The sequence below is a fragment of the Nocardia sp. CA-290969 genome, assembly GCF_050936135.1.
Lineage (GTDB): Bacteria > Actinomycetota > Actinomycetes > Mycobacteriales > Mycobacteriaceae > Nocardia.
In genome coordinates, this window is record NZ_JBNJNJ010000001.1 from 5,092,847 (window position 1) to 5,108,267 (window position 15,421).

The following is a 15,421-nucleotide window of genomic DNA, read 5'->3' on the forward strand; positions in this document are numbered from 1 at the left end:
GACCGGCGGCGGAAACCCGATGAGGTCGGCTGCCAACGCTGGCGCACCGTTCACACCGTCACCAGCTCTTTCAGCCGGGCGAGCCGCGCGGGCCCGATCCCGTCGACCTCGGCCAGTTGCTCCACATCGCTGAACCGCCCGTTCGTCTCCCGCCAGGCGATGATCGCCTTCGCGGTGACCGGGCCGACGCCCGGCAAGGCGTCGAGATCGGCCTCGGTGGCCGTGTTCAGGTTCACCGGAGTTCCGGCGGCGGGTGCCGCGCCCTCGGCCTCCGAACCCACCGGCCCGGACCCGCTCACCGTCGCACTGCCGGCCGGCGGGACGGCCGTATCGACGGCGCCGACCCGGACCTGGTCGCCGTCGGCCAGGCGCTGAGCCAGGTTGAGCCCGGTGACGTCGGCGCCCGGCAGCACTCCCCCGGCGGCGTCCAGCGCGTCGGCGACCCGGGCACCGGGCGGTAACCGCACGAGACCGGCCTCGTGCACCAAACCGACCACGCTCACCACCAATTCGGCCGGTGGCGGCGGTGCGGGCGCGGTTCCGGGCGCGGCGGGCGGGCTTCCGGATTCGGATTGCCCCGCGGGCAACGGCGCAGGATAAGCGGCGGGTAGCGGGGGAACCGGTTGTGCGACAGGGCGTTCCCAGAACACCACCACCAGCGTCACCAGGAAGGCGACCACCCCGATCCCCGCCATGATCACCACTCCGCGCCGCCCCGGATCCAGGCGCGCACCCTGGAACCGCGGTGGTAGCAGGCGTTCACGCCATGTCAGCGGAGCCGGCTCGTCGAGCCAACGGGGCGTGCGTACCGAATCGTCGTCGTCGGTGAATGCGGTATCCGGCCGCGGTGTGTCGGTATCGAGTTCCTCGCGTGGTCTGCCGTCGAAGAACCCGCCCAGCTGTCTGCGTACCCGTTCCCGCTCGTCTTGTCGTGCCATGCTCGCGACGCTAAGCGCACGCGAACGTCGATTCACTGCCCTCACCAGGCATTTCAGAAACTCTGTGGAAAACGCGGCCCTGTGGACAACCGTCTGGAGCGGAAAAACAGCGGACCGGCCACACCCGGCCCGGCAGGGGCGCGGTCACGAGGCCGCGCCAGATCAACCGACGGCAGAGCTGTGGTTCAGCCGCACCCGCCGGGCAGTACCAGCACACCGACCGCACCGACGCCGAGGTGCACCGCGAGCGCCGGCCCGAACTCCGCGGTGAGTATTTCCCGGACGTGCGGAAGACGTTCGCGCAGCTGGGTTGTCACCGTTTCGGCGGCGTCGGCCGCCTCCAGATGCTGTACCCCCAGCACCGCGTCCCCCGATCCGGCCGCTGCGACGGCCGCCGCCACCAGCTTCGCCACCGCCTTCGACCGCGTGCGCACCTTTTCCCGCAACTCCAGCCGCCCCTGCACCAGCTGCAGAATCGGTTTGCTCACCAGCTCACTGGCGAAAAAACCCGCCGCCGTGCTGAGCCGGCCGCCGCGGCGGAGCTGTTCGGTGCGGTTGACCACGATGAACGTATGCGAATTCTCCGCCGCGGTGACCGCGGCCCGGTGCACCGCGTCCAGCGGCGCGCCGGTGGACGCGCAGCGTGCGGCGGCCAGCACCGGCAACCCCGTGGCCAGACCCGCGCCGAGCGAATCCACCAGTCGCACCGACTCTTCGGCGCCCATATCCTGTACCGCCTGCCGGCCCGACTCCCAGGTGGCCGACAGTTGGCGGGACAGATGCACCGCGACCACCCCGTCACCGCCACTGCGCGCCAGCGCCTCGGCATAGGCGCTGCGCAGTTCCCCCGGGGACGGTGCCGAGGTGCTGACCGAATCCGCGGCATAGTCGATATCGAGGTCGTCGACCCCTTCGCGCAGCGCCGTATCACCCACCAGCACATGCAAGGGCACCACGGCGACACCCAGCTCGCCGATCAGGTCCGCGGGCAGGCTGGCGGACGAATCGGTGACCACCACGACCGCCACGTCTCATCCCACCTCGCGCAGTGTTTTCACCATCGCTTTGGCAACCTCCGTATGCCCGTCCCAGCCCCAGTGGATACCGTCGGGGTTGGCGTCGCCGGAGTAGATGTTGTCGTGCACGGCCGCCTTCAGATCCACCAGCGGGACCCCGGTGCGCGCCGACCATGCCTCGAGCGCCCGCACCGCCGGCTCCCGGCCACGGTGTACCCGGCCGTAGGCCTCGCAATCGTGCACCGACGGAAGTACCGCCACCATCGGCAGTTCCGGCCGCAATTGGCTCAGCGCGGTACGGCACTGCTCCAGATAGTCGACGCTGACCTCGGGCGGCAGCGCCACCCGGCGGCCGAGTTTCGCCGCCCTGGGCTGGAGCCACTGGTAGGCGGTGCGCACCACCCGCCGCAACCCGGCCGGCCGGACATAGCGGATCAGTTCACGCAGCGCGGTGGGTAGCGGTGAGGGCAGGGAATCCATCCCGCCCACCGCGAAGACCACCGCGCCCGCATGCGGTACGGCCGCCCAGATCCGCGGATCGCCGATCAACGCCCAATATGCGTCCCGGCAGGTCCAGCCGATCCGGGCGACGAGTTCGACCTCCCAGTCGAGCTCGGACCCCACCAGATTCGGCCAGATCCGCGGATGATCGGCGGGGAGACCGCCTTTGGGCCCGAAATAGGACAGCGAATCGGCGATCACCAGCAGTACCGGCCGTCGTGCCGCCGGATCGCCGGACCCCGGCCCGTCGAGTGGGAGGGCTGCGGCGGAGCCGCCGGTGGGATCCGCGGCCGCAACACGCTCCGATCCGGCCGGACCGGCTACCGGCCCGGCCGGATCCGGCTCACTACCCACCGGCTCGGCTGTCACTGCGCAACCCTCCTGATGATCAGACTGCCTTCCGCATCTCGTCGCCGTCGGTGTCCTCGGCGTTCTCGTCCTGCCCCGGCGGGGTCGCGGGGCCGAACAGCGCATCGGGTAGCGCGCGTTCCGGTTTCGCGGAAACCCGCTGGAACAGTTCGTCCGGAATCTGCCGGTTCAGGTCTTCAGATGACATCGGGTGCTACTTTCGCCGCTGCGTTCCACACATCGAGACGCCAGCCGGGCTTCTCGATGCTCGGACCGTGACTGCTCAGCTGCACCCAACTGGCGTTGGCCAGGCCACCGAGGGCAGGCCAGTTCCGGGGCGGCAGGTCGAGCAGCGCGGCCGTGAGCGCGGCGATCAGCCCGCCGTGCGCCACGAGAATCATAGTGGCGCCCGGCCAATCCCGCCGCTCGGCGAACAATTCCTGCACCACGGGCAGCGCCCGGGCACCGACCTCGAGCTTGGATTCGCCGCCGGGCGGGGTGTAGGTGGCGTCCATCCGCCATTCCAGGCGCGCGCCCGGATACTGCGAATCGACCTCGACATCACCCATCCCCTGCCAGTCACCGAGGTGGGTTTCCCGCAACCGCGGCTCCCGGATCACCTCCAGGCCGGAATGCTCCGCCAGCGCCTGCGCGGTTTCGTAGGCACGTTTCAGATCGGAGGAGATGAGGCCGATCGCCTTGTGGGACACCAGTTCCCGCGCGGCCTCCTTGGCCTGCCGCCGGCCCAGATCGGTCAGATCGGTATCGATCTGTCCCTGCATCCGGTCGTTGGCGTTCCATTCGGTTTGCCCGTGGCGCAACAGGATCAGGGTGCGCACACCGGTATTTCGTGTCACTCGGTATCTCCAGCACTTTCCTCATCGGCGGCCGGTGGCGCACCGATCCCCTCGACCGGAACGACGGGGCAGTCTTTCCACAGCCGTTCCAGCGCATAGAAATTACGTTCGTCGTTGTGCTGGATATGCACCACCACATCGACATAGTCCAAGAGCGCCCAGCGGCCCTCGCGGGTTCCTTCCCGGCGAACGGGTTTGTGCCCGGCCGCGCGCAGTTTCTCTTCGACATTATCGACGATGGCGTTCACCTGGCGCTCGTTCGGCGCCGAAGCGATCACGAAGCAGTCGGTGATCACCAACTGCTCGGAGACGTCGAGCACCACCACATCGGCGGCCAGTTTCTCGTCCGCGGCCAACGCGGCGACGGTCGCCATCTGCACAGCCTCCGCTGTCGCAGTCATGTGGTACCCCCTGATGCCTGGTTCACGCTTCCATTACCTTCCGCTTGCGCCGGCACGTACAGGTGCCGTTTCGATATGTATTGCACGACCCCGTCCGGCACCAGGTACCACACGGGGCGGCCCTCGGCCGCGCGCCGGCGGCATTCGCTCGACGAGATGGCCAGCGCGGGGACCTCGATCATCGTCACCGCGTCGTCGGGCATCCCCCGCAGATGCTCGGCGAGATGGTCGATGTTCAGCTCGTATCCCGGCCGGCTGACGCCCACGAATTTCGCCAGCTCGAACAGTTCCGCCCAATCCTGCCAGGTGAGGATGCTGGCCAGCGCGTCCGCCCCGGTGATGAAGTAGAGCTCGGCGCCCGGATGCTGGGCGTGCAGGTCGCGCAGGGTGTCGACCGTGTAGGTCATCTTGCTGCGGTCGACGTCGGCCCGGCTCACCGAGAACCGCGGGTTGGAGGCGGTGGCGATCACCGTCATCAGGTAGCGATCCTCGGCCGGGCTGACCTGCCGGCCGGACTTCTGCCAGGGCTGGCCGGTCGGGACGAAAACGACCTCGTCGAGGTCGAACCGGTGCGCGACCTCGCTGGCCGCGACCAGGTGCCCGTGGTGGATGGGATCGAAGGTGCCACCCATCACCCCCAGCTTGGGTCCGGGCCGGCCTGTTCCACGCATGAGTGTCGAGCTTAACGGGGTGGTCGTGGCGGGGTCCGGTCAGACCGGCAGCAACCGCGAGACCACGGCCGTGAGCTGGGACGCGGACCGGCATTCGTGCATTTCGATGACCTGCTGGTAGCGGTCGGCGGCGGAATCACCGGACCCCCAGTTCTGGCGCGGTTCGGGGTTCAGCCAGTGCGCGTGCTTGGCGACGGTGACCAGGTCGGACAGGGTGGCCAGTTCCGGGTCGCGGTAGTTGGTGCGGGCGTCCCCGAGGATCAGCAGTGCGCTGCGGCTGGTGACCGCGTCCGGGAAGTCCTCGGCGAAGCTGGTGAGCGCGCTGCCGTAGTCGGAGTGGCCGTTGAAGCCGACGATATCGGCCTCGGCGAAGATCCGCTGCATGGCTTCGTCGAGCTGGGTGTGCGGGTCGAAGAATCGCGTCACCTCGTCGGTGTGATCGACGAAGGCGAAGATCCGGACCTTCGAGAACTGCTCCCGCAGCGCGCTCACCAGCAGCAACGTGAAATTGCTGAACCCGGCGACCGATCCGGAGACATCGCACAGCAGCACCAGCTCCGGGCGCCCGGGCCGCGGTTTGCGGTTCACCAGGTCGATCGGGACACCGCCGGTCGACATGGATTTGCGCAGCGTTTTCCGCAGGTCGATCTCGCCGCGTTTGGCGTGCCGCCGGCGCACCGCCAGCCGGGAGGCCAGGATCCGCGCGAGCCGCTGGGTACTGCGTTTCAGTTCGGCCAGCTCGGACTGCGAGGCGCGCAGGAAATCCACGTCTTCGGCCTGCCGCGCGACCCCGTACGAAGCCACCCGCTCCCGGCCGATTTTTTCGGCCACCCGCCGCCGGGTCTCGGCCTCCACGGTCCGGCGGAAGTTCTCGATCCGGCCGCGCGCCGTCCGCCGCGCGATCTCGGTATCGAAATCACTCATCCCCGGCGTCGTCATCCCGGCCAGGATCTGCGCGAGCAGCGTCTGCGGCTGGATCTCCTTGAGCGCCTGATACGACGAGAACGACGCGCCGCGCGCGGACTGGTACTGCCCGAGTTGTTCCACCAGCTGAGCGGCCATCAGCGCCTGCGCGGCGCCGGAGTTCTCGTCGGCGAGCATTTCGGCCAGCATGCGGCGCAACTCGGGGACATCCAGCCGGCCGTCGTCCCGGTACGGCAGTTCGATCTCCGCGGCGGCGTCGCGCTGTCCGATCGCGATCGGGAACCAGAGGTCGAACAGGCCGTCGTAGGTGGCGCGATGGGTGGTGCGCCGCAACAGCGCGCAGGCCAGACCCTCCCGGACGGCTTCCCGGTCCATGAGGTCGAGCACGGACAGCACCCGGCCCGCATCCACCGTTTCCGAGGGACCCACCGGGATCCCGCGCGCCCGCAGCGCCTCCACGAACCCCACCAGATGCCCCGGCAGACCGTGCGGGGCCAAGGGCCGGTCCTCGGTGACCGCCATGATCAGGCCGGTTTCAGCTCGGCCAGCGCGCGCTGGTGGTCACTGCGGTGTTTGAGCACGACCCCGAGGGTTTCGCGCACCGTCGAATCGTCGAGTTCGGTATGGCCCAGCGCGAGCAGCGTGCGCGCCCAGTCGATCGATTCGGCCACCGAGGGCAGTTTCTTCAACTGCATTCCGCGCAGGACGTGCACGACCCGCACCAGCTGCGCCGCCACCGCCTGCGGCAGTTCCGGAACCCGGCTGGCCAGGATGCGCCGCTCCAGGTCTTCGTCCGGGAAATCGAGGTGCAGGTACAGGCAGCGCCGTTTCAGCGCCTCCGACAGTTCCCGGGTCGCGTTGGAGGTGAGGACCACGAACGGTTTGCGGTCGGCGGTGATGGTGCCCAGTTCCGGCACGGTGACCGCGAAATCGCTGAGTACCTCGAGCAGCAGCCCCTCGATCTCCACATCGGCTTTATCGGTTTCGTCGATGAGCAGCACGGTCGGATCGGTCCGCCGGATCGCGGTGAGCAGCGGCCGCGACAGCAGGAACTCCTCGGTGAACACATCGGCCTTGGTATCGGCCCAGTCGTTCTCCCCGGCCGCCTGGATACGCAGAATCTGCTTGGCGTGATTCCACTCGTACAGCGCCCGCGCCTCGTCCACACCCTCGTAGCACTGCAGGCGCACCAGTTCCGCCCCCGAGGTCTGCGCGACCGCCCGCGCCAGCTCGGTTTTACCGACGCCCGCGGGCCCCTCGATGAGCAGCGGCTTGCCGAGCCGATCGGCGAGGAAAACCGAGGTAGCGGTCGCCTTGTCGGCCAGATAGCCGGTTTCGGCGAGGCGGGCCTGCACATCATCGACCGACGCGAAGATCGGCTCCTGAACCGGCGGGATGGGGGAACTCGCGGGCTCCATGGGCGTCCTTCCGTCGAACTCTGCCCATCCCACGCTACCGGGCGCCTGCTCAGCGGGCCTCGTCCCCCGCGGCCAAGAGACCCAGCTCACCACCGTGCGCGCCGGTCCAAAGCCGACCGGCCTGGATTACGACGCGGCGAAGAACCGGAGGCGCGACTCGCTCCCTCGTCGGCCTGGACGGCGCAGCGCTACACGGGCCGGATCTGACCCGAACCGCGGACGACCCACTTCGAGGAGGTGAGTTCCGGCAGCCCCATGGGCCCGCGGGCATGCAGCTTCTGCGTCGAGATACCGATTTCGGCGCCGAATCCGAACTGTTCGCCGTCGGTGAAGGCCGTGGAGGCGTTGACCATGACCGCTGCGGCGTCCACCCGGCGGGAGAATTCGTCGGCCGCGGCCAGTTCGCCGGTGACGATGGCCTCGGTGTGGCCGGTGCCCCAGGTGTTGATGTGGTCGACGGCGGCGTCGAGATCGTCGACGATTTTCACCGCGATATCGAGGGACAGGTACTCCTCGGCCCAATCCTTGTCCGTGGCCGGGACCATACCGTCGAGGTCGCCGTGCAGGGTGACACCCTTGTCGGCCAGCGCTTTGCTCAGGCGCGGCAGGGCGGTATCGGCGATGGCGGCGTCGATCAGCACCGTTTCGGCGGTATTGCACACGCTGGGCCGCCGGGTCTTCGCGTTGATCAGGATCTCTTCCGCCATGTCCAGGTCGGCGCCGGAGTGCACGTAGACGTGGCAGTTGCCGGTGCCGGTTTCGATGGTCGGGACCTGGGCATCGCGCACCACCGCGTTGATCAGGCCGGCGCCACCGCGCGGGATCACCACATCGACCAGGCCGCGGGCCTGGATCAGGTGGGTCACGCTGGAACGGTCCTCGCTGGGCAGCAGCTGGACGGCGTCGGCAGGGAGGCCCACCCCGGTGAGCGCCGACCGCAGCACCGCAACCAGCGCCGCGTTCGACCGCGCCGCCGACGACGACCCGCGCAGCAGCGCCGCGTTCCCCGATTTCAGCGCCAGCCCGAAAGCGTCCACGGTGACGTTCGGCCGGGCCTCGTACACCATGCCGACTACCCCGAGCGGCACCCGGACCTGCCGGATCTCGAGCCCGTTGGGCAGCGTCGACCCGCGTTCCACCACGCCCACCGGGTCGGGCAGGGCGGCCACCTGGCGCAGACCCGACGCGATACCGTCCACCCGGTCCTTGGTGAGCCGCAGCCGGTCCAGCAGCGAATCCTCGGTCCCGGCCGATTTCGCGGCCACCAGGTCCTCGCCGTTGGCCTCCAGCACCGTATCCGCGGCGGCCAGCAGGGCGTCGGCCGCGGCGTGCAGGGCCTCGTTCTTCTGGGCCGTGGTGAGCTGGGCGAGCACCCGGGACGCGACCCGGGCCCGGCGCGCGGCCTCGTGCACAGCCTCGCGCATATCGAACTCAGCGGTGGTCTCTGCGGTCATAGGTATATAGCCTACGCACCGGGAAAACCGGATTTCACGGGCGTTCGCGCGTTACGTTCTCTCTGTGACCACGCCACTGATCGCCGTCCTCGGCAGCATCAATATGGACCTGGTGACCACCACCGCGACCCGCCCCGCACCGGGCGAGACGGTGCTCGGCCGCGGCTTCGCGATGGTGCCCGGCGGGAAGGGCGCAAATCAGGCGATCGCGGCGAGCCGGGCCGGCGGGCAGACGATGTTCCTGGGCGCGATCGGCACCGATGTCTTCGCCCCGCGGCTGCGCGCCGTACTCACCGAATCCCTCGTCGACACCACCGGGCTGCGCACGATCGACGGCCCGAGCGGGATCGCGACGATCGTCGTCGACGACACCGGGGAGAACACGATCATCGTGGTCGGCGGTGCCAACACCGCGATGACCGAGCTGACCGACGCCGACCGCACCGCCATCGCCGCAGCCGATATCCTCGTCTGCCAGCTCGAGATACCACTCGAGACCGTGACGGCCGCCGCCCGCCATGCGCGTGCCCACGACACCACCGTGATCCTCAATCCGTCACCGGTCCAGCATCTTTCCGAGGAGCTGTGGGAGCACGTGGACGTCGCCGTGGTGAACACGGGCGAGGCCGGACAGTTGGGCGGACTGCTCGACCGGGTGCCGCACGTGGTAGTCACGCTCGGCGCGCACGGCGCCCGCCACCGCGGACCCGACGGCGCGGAAACCACCGCCACGGGACCTACGGTCGAGGTCGTCGATACAACCGGCGCGGGCGACACGTTCACCGGAGCACTCGCCGTGCATTGGGGGCAGGGGCCGGCCACCGCATTACGCTTCGCCTGCACCGCGGGTTCGCTGGCCACCACCGCGCTCGGCGCCAGTGCCTCGATCCCGTGGCGCACCGAAATCGACGCTGTCCTCCCCGGCTGAATCCGCTCCACGGCCAGGAAGCCACCCGCCTTCCGATCACTTACGCTGGCCGGAATGAGCGTGTACAACGACCGGCTGCAGACGCTGGCCCAACGGGCACAGCAACTCATGGCCGATTCCGACGAACTGGACGAATCGACATGGGATCTCGCCTACCTCACCGTTCTGGCCGCGCTTTTCGATTACGAGGTGAACAACGGCGGCTTCGGACAGCTGATCTTCAATGTGGGCAATCAGGCGGAAGAAGGGCTGCTGGAACAACTGGACGGCATGCTGCGCACGGTGAATGCGCCGGTTGCGTTGTCCTTCTATGTACGGGCCGCGACGCGCTGCGCCGAGAATCTGGATGATTACCACGATTTTCTGACCGACATCACCGCACCGACCGAGCTCGGCCAGGACCTGACAATGGTCAGTATCGAATACCTCCGCGGTGAGACCGGCTTCGCCGACGAGATCGCCGAGTTCCTCGATTACGCGGAAGCCCGGCTCTGACCATGCTCGTTTCGCGCGCTGCGAGGCGGGACGTGACACCGGCCTCGGCCTGCCGATCCGGGCAGCCCGGCGCCTCGAAAATCGGGTGCCCCGCCTACGGCACACGGCCTACCGTGAAGTAAGGCGACGGACAACGGTCCGTCGCATACGGAAGGACCGAGAAATGTTTCCCGTCGAGCTGTCCGGTACCCGGGCACGGACGTTGATGTGGGCCCACGAGAGCGAGATCGATGCGGCGGCGCTGCAACAGCTGCGCAATATCGCCCGGCTGGAATGGGTGCACGGCGTCCGGGTCATGCCGGATGTGCACCTCGGGAAAGGCGCCACGGTCGGTTCGGTGATCGCCATGCGCGATGCGGTCGCCCCCGCGGCGGTCGGGGTCGATATCGGCTGCGGTATGGAGAGCGTACGCACCGATCTCACCGCGGCCGATCTGCCCGACGACCTGCGGGCGCTGCGGTCGGCGATCGAAGCAGCGGTCCCCGTGGGCTTCGGCGCCCACCAGAATCCCGTGCAGGTGAACAAGCTGGCACCAGGGCGGTCCGGCGTCGCCACCCCGACCTTGCGGACCGGCTGGGACCGGTTCTGGTCGGCGTTCAACGACCTCGATCAGACGGTGGCACCGCGGGAATCCAAGGCGCACAAGCAGATGGGTTCGCTGGGTTCAGGGAACCATTTCATCGAGGTCTGCTTGGACCAGGACGACCAGGTGTGGATCCTGCTGCACTCAGGCAGCCGCAATATCGGCAAGGAGATTGCCGAGCGGCATATGGCGGTGGCCCGCAAACTCCCGCACAACCAGAATCTGGTCGATCGCGATCTGGCGGTGTTCCTGGCGAACACCCCGGAAATGGCGGCCTACCGGCACGACCTGACCTGGGCGCAGGAGTACGCGGCCCGCAACCGCGCGGTCATGCTGGCGCTGGTGTGCGAGGCGGTGCGCAAGCAGTTCCCCACCCGGGAGGTCCGGTTCGATACTCCGGTGTCATGCCACCACAATTACGTGTCGGAGGAAACGATCGACGGCGTCCCGATGCTCGTAACCCGCAAAGGTGCCGTACGAGCCGGAGAAGGCGATATGGCGCTCATCCCGGGTTCGATGGGTACCCGCTCGTATGTGGTACGCGGTAAAGGCAACCCCGAATCCTTCCAGTCCGCGTCGCACGGCGCGGGCCGGCGAATGAGCCGCAACGCCGCCAAGCGGCAGTTCAGCGTTGCGGATCTCGTGGCCCAGACGGAGGGTGTGGAGTCACGCAAGGACGCAGGCGTACTGGATGAGATCCCGGCCGCCTACAAAAATATCGACGAGGTCATTGAAGCCCAGCGGGACCTGGTAGATGTGGTAGCAACCCTGCGCCAAGTGCTGTGTGTGAAGGGCTGACCAAGGGTGGAGCCAATTCATTGGCTCCACCCTTTGGCCTTTAGTCAGCCGAACCAACAACACCGGCAGCATCCGACAAAGTTTCCAACTTCCGCAGACGCCACCGGCGCACGGAAACGCTGGAAATCGTGCGCCCTAATATCTGCGCCGCTTCTGACTGTCTGTGAGTCATGACGATCTGGTCGTCCGCCGCAGTCCATGGGGCCCTAGCGGCGCCGTATCGTCCGGCCTTCTCACTCGGCGGCGCCCAGGCCGCGACCTTCCTGGCCGAGACAAGTTTTCTTTCGATACCCAGCACGTCAGGCGAGTACCATGCCCATTGAGCCAACTGGGCTGCAGCCTGATTCAGCAGAACAATATTGAAAGAGCCATCCCTCTGGTTACGCCCCGGGGTCCTCGTTACGCCACAAACCCTCCGGACCATCTGGCAGTAATAATCAGCGGAGGCTTCACTCACTGTAACGAACCCGACGAACGGCTCCCCCTTCCTTGTGAACCCGACAGACCCATCACCATCCAGCAGACCTCGCACATAGTCTGGCTCAGCGAACGGACAATCGGGCGGCCGAATTGTTTCTGACTTCCGGCCGACCGTGACACCAAAGTTCGCGAACTGGCGTCTTATATCACGATCATAGAGACGCAAAACCGCACTGTGATACTCCTCTGCGAAGTTGGTATTCCGCGTTCTGTATCCAATCGACACATAGCAAGGAAGAGTTTTTGACAAACGCAGCAAGATCTTCTGATCGCGAATCGCAAGTTCCAGCGATATACGCCCCTTACCCTCAACGCTCCCTTCATGAGAGCCATCGGCTTGAAAAAGTCCAATCGCATATGCCACGGCAGGTAGCACAGGATCCAGCACGGACATCAGCAGTTCCTTCGATCCCTGATCGGGCGACGGTTTCTATGCCATTCGGCAGGCAATGAGCAGGCACGCGAACAGCCAGTTAGGACGCGCACCTACTCTCTCCAAAATAGATTGACGCTGGCAAGCCACGGGATTCCACGACACATATACGCCAACTGCGCATATTGGTAAGTGCCACGAGCAGGCGGTCGTCGGCCCTCACCCCGGAAGCCTGGAACCATGACCGCCGGCGCCGACGACCTCCCAGGCCGCAATGCCCAGCAGCGGGTCGGCGAGTGAACCCCTTTATCTCCTGGACACTTCGCGCAGCATCGGCAACAATCGGCCGGAGAACTGATTCTGAACCGGGGAGATTCGATGATTTTGCCGCGGCGTTTGTCGCGCGCGCTGGCCGGGGTGGCCGGCGTAACGTGCGCTACCGCAATCACTTTTGTCATGGCCGGTCCGGCCGGTGCCGCGGCGAGCGGGGTCGCGATCACCCAGGCCACCGGGTATCGGGTCGTCTCGATCGACGGCGACTTCTCGGCGGTCGACGGTAATCTCTATGGGGCGCTGGCCATTTCGCAGAGCACCGCAACGGTCGCATCCGCCGTGAACTACGGAAGCTCGGCAGCTGCCGACAACGCTGCCGTCGCCAAATGCGGAGTCACCGACTGCCAGGTGGTGGTCCATTTCGCCAATGCGTGCGGGGCGGTCGCGCAGGGCGCGGATTACCGCTTCGGATGGGCCTGGGATGCCGGTCGTGCGGGTGCCGAGCGCCGGGCGGTCGACGTGCTCGGGATGAGCGCGCCGCCGTTCCCGGATGTGGGCAGCGCGTCACCGCGTCCGGCCCGGGTCATCCTGTCCGCCTGCACCGATACCGCCGCCGCGGATTAGCTTCTTCCGTCCGGGGCGAGCCGGCGGCGGAGCAGCGCGGCGGTGAGCCCGGCGCCGAACAGCAGCACACCGAACAACAGCACCACCCCGCCCGACAGCCAGCTGTGCAAGGCGCGCACCAGGTCGACGGGCAGGCCGGGCACCGCGGAGAGCATCCGGTAGCTGTCGTCCGGGGCCGCGATGTGGACTACGCCGGGCACGATCCCCCACACCGCTCCCGCGATCATCGCCGCCGCCGGCACGTAGACCGCGAGGGACGCAACCACCAACAGCAGCATCGCCCCGAGCACCGACTGGGCCGGGGCGAGCCAGCGGTCGACGCCGTCCCACCACCGTCCGGCCAGGACGGCGCCGTTCGCGGCGATGCCGACCGCCACCGGCGTGAGCACCAGCGCGACGAGCGAGGCGGCGACCGGCGACCACAGCCCGCGGGTGATACGGCGTGCGGCCTCCGGTGGCGGCCCTGCGGTCTGTTGCTCGACGAGATCGGTCATCCACCACTCCCTCCGGGACGTCCGGCGCGCTCTCACGCAGCCCTTGCCGCTGCCGCAGAAACGGCCGCACCGAACCCTTTCATATCGAGACTCGCGGACTTGCCCTGCCGTGACACGAACGCGCCACCGCACGCCGCGGAATTGTCACCCAACTCGCGGTTCCGGCAGCCCCGTGTCCATCCGTGTGGCGGGCCGGGGGTGAACCGTGCGCCCTCGTGCCCGAGCTCCGGCGCAGCACCCGCCGAACCGGCCTCTTGACTAGTTATCATCGAATGCCTACATTTAGTAATCATTCGATAACCACAACTCTCGTCCATGCTCCGCCCTGACGGACCACCTGCCTCCGAGGAACCGCCATGTTCGACACCCTGATGCTTTTCGTCGTCCCCGCACTCGTCCTGCGCCTGCTCGGTGTTTTCGGCGTCCGCCGGTTCGCCACCTGGCGCGTCGCCGCCGCCCACGGCCTGGCGTTCTTGTTCACCATGACCGGGCTGGCGCATTTCATGCCCGATTCGGTGACCGTTATGCCCAGCCACAGCGATCTGGTCGCGATGGTGCCCACCGCCATCCCGTTCCCGGCGTTCGCCGTGTACGCGACAGGGGTGCTGGAATTGGCAGGCGCCGCCGGCCTGCTCTTCGCCGCGACCCGCCGCTGGGCCGGGATCGGACTCGCCGCGCTGCTGGTCGTGATGGTCCCGGCCAATATCTACGCGGCGCTCGAGGACATCCCGCTCAACGGCGAACCGCCCACACCGCTGTGGTTCCGGATCCCGGAACAGATCGTGTACTTCGCTGTCGCACTGTGGATTGCGCAAGCGCTGCCCGCGATACGCCCCGGCCGCGAAGAGTCCGGCGCGCCCGCAGTCGCCGGCCTGGGCAGCACCGCGCAACCGGGCGGACGCTGAATTCCGCCGCCGCCACGGTGCGGGCGGTCCTGCCTCGGCGCGGCTCGGGCCGGGGCAGGACCGCCCGGCGTCCTCGCCGGCCATGGGTGCGGGCCGGCGCCGGATCGCGGAAAGGCCCGCACCACAACGACTATCAGCCCTGCGGAGTCGGCACGAGAATCAGTTCGGCGATATTGAGCCGCGCCGGCACCGAGGTCGCGAAGGCGATGGCGTCGGCGATATCCCCGGGTTCCAGGATCGTCATCGACTCACGCCACTCGTCCAACTGGGCGCGTTGCGCCGCCCAGCTCATCCCGGCACCGAGTTCGGTTCCCACGAAACCGGGTTCGATATTCTTCACCCGCACGCCCCGCGGCCCGTATTCCGCCCGCATGTTCCGGGTCAGATGCGCGACCGCGGCCTTGGTGGCGCAGTAGACGGCGTATTCGGGGAACACCGTATGCCCGCCGATCGACCCCACCAGCACCAGATCCGCCCGGCGGCCGTCGCTCGCCGCGGCCAGCAGGTCGTCGATGAATGCCCGTGCCGTGTACAGCAGGCCGGTGACATTGGTCCCGACCATCTGCTCCCATTCCCCCACCTCCGCCGATTCGAACGGCGCCCCGAGCATCACGCCCGCATTCGCCACCACCAGGTCCACCGGCCCGAGTGCCGCCCGGATGGTGGCAGCCGCGTCGCGGACGGAATCCCGATCGGCCACATCGGCGACCACCGCGACCGCGTCACCGCCGATCTCGGCCGCCAGTTCTTCGATCCGCTCTTTCCGCCGGCCCAGCAGCGCCACCTTCGCGCCGTCCGCGGCCAAGCGCCGCGCGGTGGCGGCGCCGATCCCGCTGGAAGCTCCGGTGACCACCGCGACCCGGCCGTTCAGATTTTCGTTGTTCGTCATGTCCACAACAGTCGGCTCCGGAACCGGCCGCTACCAGGTCGCGGATTTCCT

18 protein-coding genes are annotated in these 15,421 nt (G+C 67.9%); 5 read left to right on the forward strand and 13 right to left on the reverse strand.

The window, feature by feature from the left end:
* Positions 1 to 50: 50 nt before the first annotated feature.
* From ACQEVO_RS23445 to ACQEVO_RS23490, 10 genes are all read right to left on the reverse strand, one after another.
* A complete protein-coding gene (locus tag ACQEVO_RS23445; protein ID WP_432916890.1) occupies positions 51 to 938 on the reverse strand; it encodes a helix-hairpin-helix domain-containing protein in 888 nt (295 codons plus the stop codon).
* A 185-nt stretch (positions 939 to 1,123) separates the two neighbouring features.
* Positions 1,124 to 1,966, reverse strand: coding sequence for a DegV family protein (locus ACQEVO_RS23450; protein ID WP_432916893.1), 843 nt, complete (start codon positions 1,964 to 1,966; stop codon positions 1,124 to 1,126).
* A 3-nt stretch (positions 1,967 to 1,969) separates the two neighbouring features.
* Entirely contained in the window at positions 1,970 to 2,662 is a 693-nt protein-coding gene (octT, locus tag ACQEVO_RS23455) for a diglucosylglycerate octanoyltransferase (protein WP_432922953.1), read from the reverse strand.
* Positions 2,663 to 2,843: 181 nt separating this feature from the next.
* Positions 2,844 to 3,011, reverse strand: coding sequence for a hypothetical protein (locus ACQEVO_RS23460; protein WP_432916895.1), 168 nt, complete (start codon positions 3,009 to 3,011; stop codon positions 2,844 to 2,846).
* Entirely contained in the window at positions 3,001 to 3,660 is a 660-nt protein-coding gene (locus tag ACQEVO_RS23465; protein WP_432916898.1) for a histidine phosphatase family protein, read from the reverse strand. Before ACQEVO_RS23465 ends, ACQEVO_RS23460 begins: the two co-directional genes overlap by 11 nt.
* Positions 3,657 to 4,061: a ribosome silencing factor gene (rsfS, locus tag ACQEVO_RS23470; protein ID WP_432916901.1), complete on the reverse strand. Its 405-nt coding sequence runs from the start codon at positions 4,059 to 4,061 to the stop codon at positions 3,657 to 3,659. The genes ACQEVO_RS23465 and rsfS overlap by 4 nt, the downstream gene beginning before the upstream one ends.
* The gene (gene nadD, locus ACQEVO_RS23475; protein ID WP_432916904.1) at positions 4,058 to 4,732 is read right to left on the reverse strand and encodes a nicotinate-nucleotide adenylyltransferase; all 675 of its coding nucleotides are present in this window, start codon (positions 4,730 to 4,732) and stop codon (positions 4,058 to 4,060) included. Before nadD ends, rsfS begins: the two co-directional genes overlap by 4 nt.
* Positions 4,733 to 4,771: 39 nt before the next feature.
* Positions 4,772 to 6,178 (reverse strand): vWA domain-containing protein, encoded by a 1,407-nt coding sequence (locus tag ACQEVO_RS23480; protein WP_432916907.1) that lies wholly within the window; start codon positions 6,176 to 6,178, stop codon positions 4,772 to 4,774.
* 2 nt (positions 6,179 to 6,180) lie between these two features.
* Positions 6,181 to 7,074, reverse strand: a complete 894-nt coding sequence (locus tag ACQEVO_RS23485; RefSeq protein ID WP_432916910.1) for an AAA family ATPase — start codon at positions 7,072 to 7,074, stop codon at positions 6,181 to 6,183.
* 188 nt (positions 7,075 to 7,262) lie between these two features.
* Positions 7,263 to 8,528 carry a glutamate-5-semialdehyde dehydrogenase gene (locus ACQEVO_RS23490; protein WP_432916913.1) on the reverse strand — a complete coding sequence of 422 codons (1,266 nt, stop codon included), beginning with the start codon at positions 8,526 to 8,528 and terminating at the stop codon, positions 7,263 to 7,265.
* Between the two features lie 64 nt (positions 8,529 to 8,592).
* On the opposite strand from ACQEVO_RS23490, the gene ACQEVO_RS23495 reads away from it, so the two are divergent.
* The 3 genes from ACQEVO_RS23495 to ACQEVO_RS23505 all read left to right on the forward strand — a co-directional run bounded on the left by ACQEVO_RS23495 (position 8,593) and on the right by ACQEVO_RS23505 (position 11,332).
* The gene (locus ACQEVO_RS23495) at positions 8,593 to 9,456 is read left to right on the forward strand and encodes a ribokinase (RefSeq protein ID WP_432916916.1); all 864 of its coding nucleotides are present in this window, start codon (positions 8,593 to 8,595) and stop codon (positions 9,454 to 9,456) included.
* Positions 9,457 to 9,510: 54 nt separating this feature from the next.
* Positions 9,511 to 9,951 carry a DMP19 family protein gene (locus ACQEVO_RS23500; RefSeq protein ID WP_432916919.1) on the forward strand — a complete coding sequence of 147 codons (441 nt, stop codon included), beginning with the start codon at positions 9,511 to 9,513 and terminating at the stop codon, positions 9,949 to 9,951.
* Between the two features lie 163 nt (positions 9,952 to 10,114).
* The gene (locus tag ACQEVO_RS23505) at positions 10,115 to 11,332 is read left to right on the forward strand and encodes an RtcB family protein (RefSeq protein ID WP_432916922.1); all 1,218 of its coding nucleotides are present in this window, start codon (positions 10,115 to 10,117) and stop codon (positions 11,330 to 11,332) included.
* A 40-nt stretch (positions 11,333 to 11,372) separates the two neighbouring features.
* On the opposite strand, the gene ACQEVO_RS23510 is transcribed toward ACQEVO_RS23505, so the two are convergent.
* Positions 11,373 to 12,206, reverse strand: coding sequence for a hypothetical protein (locus ACQEVO_RS23510; protein WP_432916925.1), 834 nt, complete (start codon positions 12,204 to 12,206; stop codon positions 11,373 to 11,375).
* 357 nt (positions 12,207 to 12,563) lie between these two features.
* Between ACQEVO_RS23510 and ACQEVO_RS23515 the strand changes: the two genes are divergently transcribed.
* A complete protein-coding gene (locus ACQEVO_RS23515; protein WP_432916927.1) occupies positions 12,564 to 13,082 on the forward strand; it encodes a DUF4189 domain-containing protein in 519 nt (172 codons plus the stop codon).
* Here ACQEVO_RS23515 and ACQEVO_RS23520 read toward each other — a convergent pair.
* Positions 13,079 to 13,576, reverse strand: a complete 498-nt coding sequence (locus ACQEVO_RS23520) for a hypothetical protein (RefSeq protein ID WP_432916929.1) — start codon at positions 13,574 to 13,576, stop codon at positions 13,079 to 13,081. The two genes, ACQEVO_RS23515 and ACQEVO_RS23520, sit on opposite strands and share 4 nt — an antisense overlap.
* 356 nt (positions 13,577 to 13,932) lie before the next feature.
* Between ACQEVO_RS23520 and ACQEVO_RS23525 the strand changes: the two genes are divergently transcribed.
* Positions 13,933 to 14,481 (forward strand): DoxX family protein, encoded by a 549-nt coding sequence (locus ACQEVO_RS23525; protein ID WP_432916931.1) that lies wholly within the window; start codon positions 13,933 to 13,935, stop codon positions 14,479 to 14,481.
* A gap of 133 nt (positions 14,482 to 14,614) precedes the next feature.
* Here ACQEVO_RS23525 and ACQEVO_RS23530 read toward each other — a convergent pair whose 3' ends face one another.
* Entirely contained in the window at positions 14,615 to 15,370 is a 756-nt protein-coding gene (locus ACQEVO_RS23530) for an SDR family oxidoreductase (protein ID WP_432916933.1), read from the reverse strand.
* Between the last annotated feature and the right edge of the window lie 51 nt (positions 15,371 to 15,421).

Bases quoted from the DNA above. Each gene is read 5' to 3' on its own strand.
- ACQEVO_RS23445 (WP_432916890.1), bottom strand. From the start codon at position 938: ATGGCACGACAAGACGAGCGGGAACGGGTACGCAGACAGCTGGGCGGG.
- ACQEVO_RS23460 (WP_432916895.1), bottom strand. From the start codon at position 3,011: ATGTCATCTGAAGACCTGAACCGGCAGATTCCGGACGAACTGTTCCAG.
- rsfS (WP_432916901.1), bottom strand. From the start codon at position 4,061: ATGACTGCGACAGCGGAGGCTGTGCAGATGGCGACCGTCGCCGCGTTG.
- nadD (WP_432916904.1), bottom strand. From the start codon at position 4,732: ATGCGTGGAACAGGCCGGCCCGGACCCAAGCTGGGGGTGATGGGTGGC.
- ACQEVO_RS23480 (WP_432916907.1), bottom strand. From the start codon at position 6,178: ATGGCGGTCACCGAGGACCGGCCCTTGGCCCCGCACGGTCTGCCGGGG.
- ACQEVO_RS23485 (WP_432916910.1), bottom strand. From the start codon at position 7,074: ATGGAGCCCGCGAGTTCCCCCATCCCGCCGGTTCAGGAGCCGATCTTC.
- ACQEVO_RS23490 (WP_432916913.1), bottom strand. From the start codon at position 8,528: ATGACCGCAGAGACCACCGCTGAGTTCGATATGCGCGAGGCTGTGCAC.
- ACQEVO_RS23500 (WP_432916919.1), top strand. From the start codon at position 9,511: ATGAGCGTGTACAACGACCGGCTGCAGACGCTGGCCCAACGGGCACAG.
- ACQEVO_RS23505 (WP_432916922.1), top strand. From the start codon at position 10,115: ATGTTTCCCGTCGAGCTGTCCGGTACCCGGGCACGGACGTTGATGTGG.
- ACQEVO_RS23510 (WP_432916925.1), bottom strand. From the start codon at position 12,206: ATGTCCGTGCTGGATCCTGTGCTACCTGCCGTGGCATATGCGATTGGA.
- ACQEVO_RS23515 (WP_432916927.1), top strand. From the start codon at position 12,564: ATGATTTTGCCGCGGCGTTTGTCGCGCGCGCTGGCCGGGGTGGCCGGC.
- ACQEVO_RS23520 (WP_432916929.1), bottom strand. From the start codon at position 13,576: ATGACCGATCTCGTCGAGCAACAGACCGCAGGGCCGCCACCGGAGGCC.
- ACQEVO_RS23525 (WP_432916931.1), top strand. From the start codon at position 13,933: ATGTTCGACACCCTGATGCTTTTCGTCGTCCCCGCACTCGTCCTGCGC.
- ACQEVO_RS23530 (WP_432916933.1), bottom strand. From the start codon at position 15,370: ATGACGAACAACGAAAATCTGAACGGCCGGGTCGCGGTGGTCACCGGA.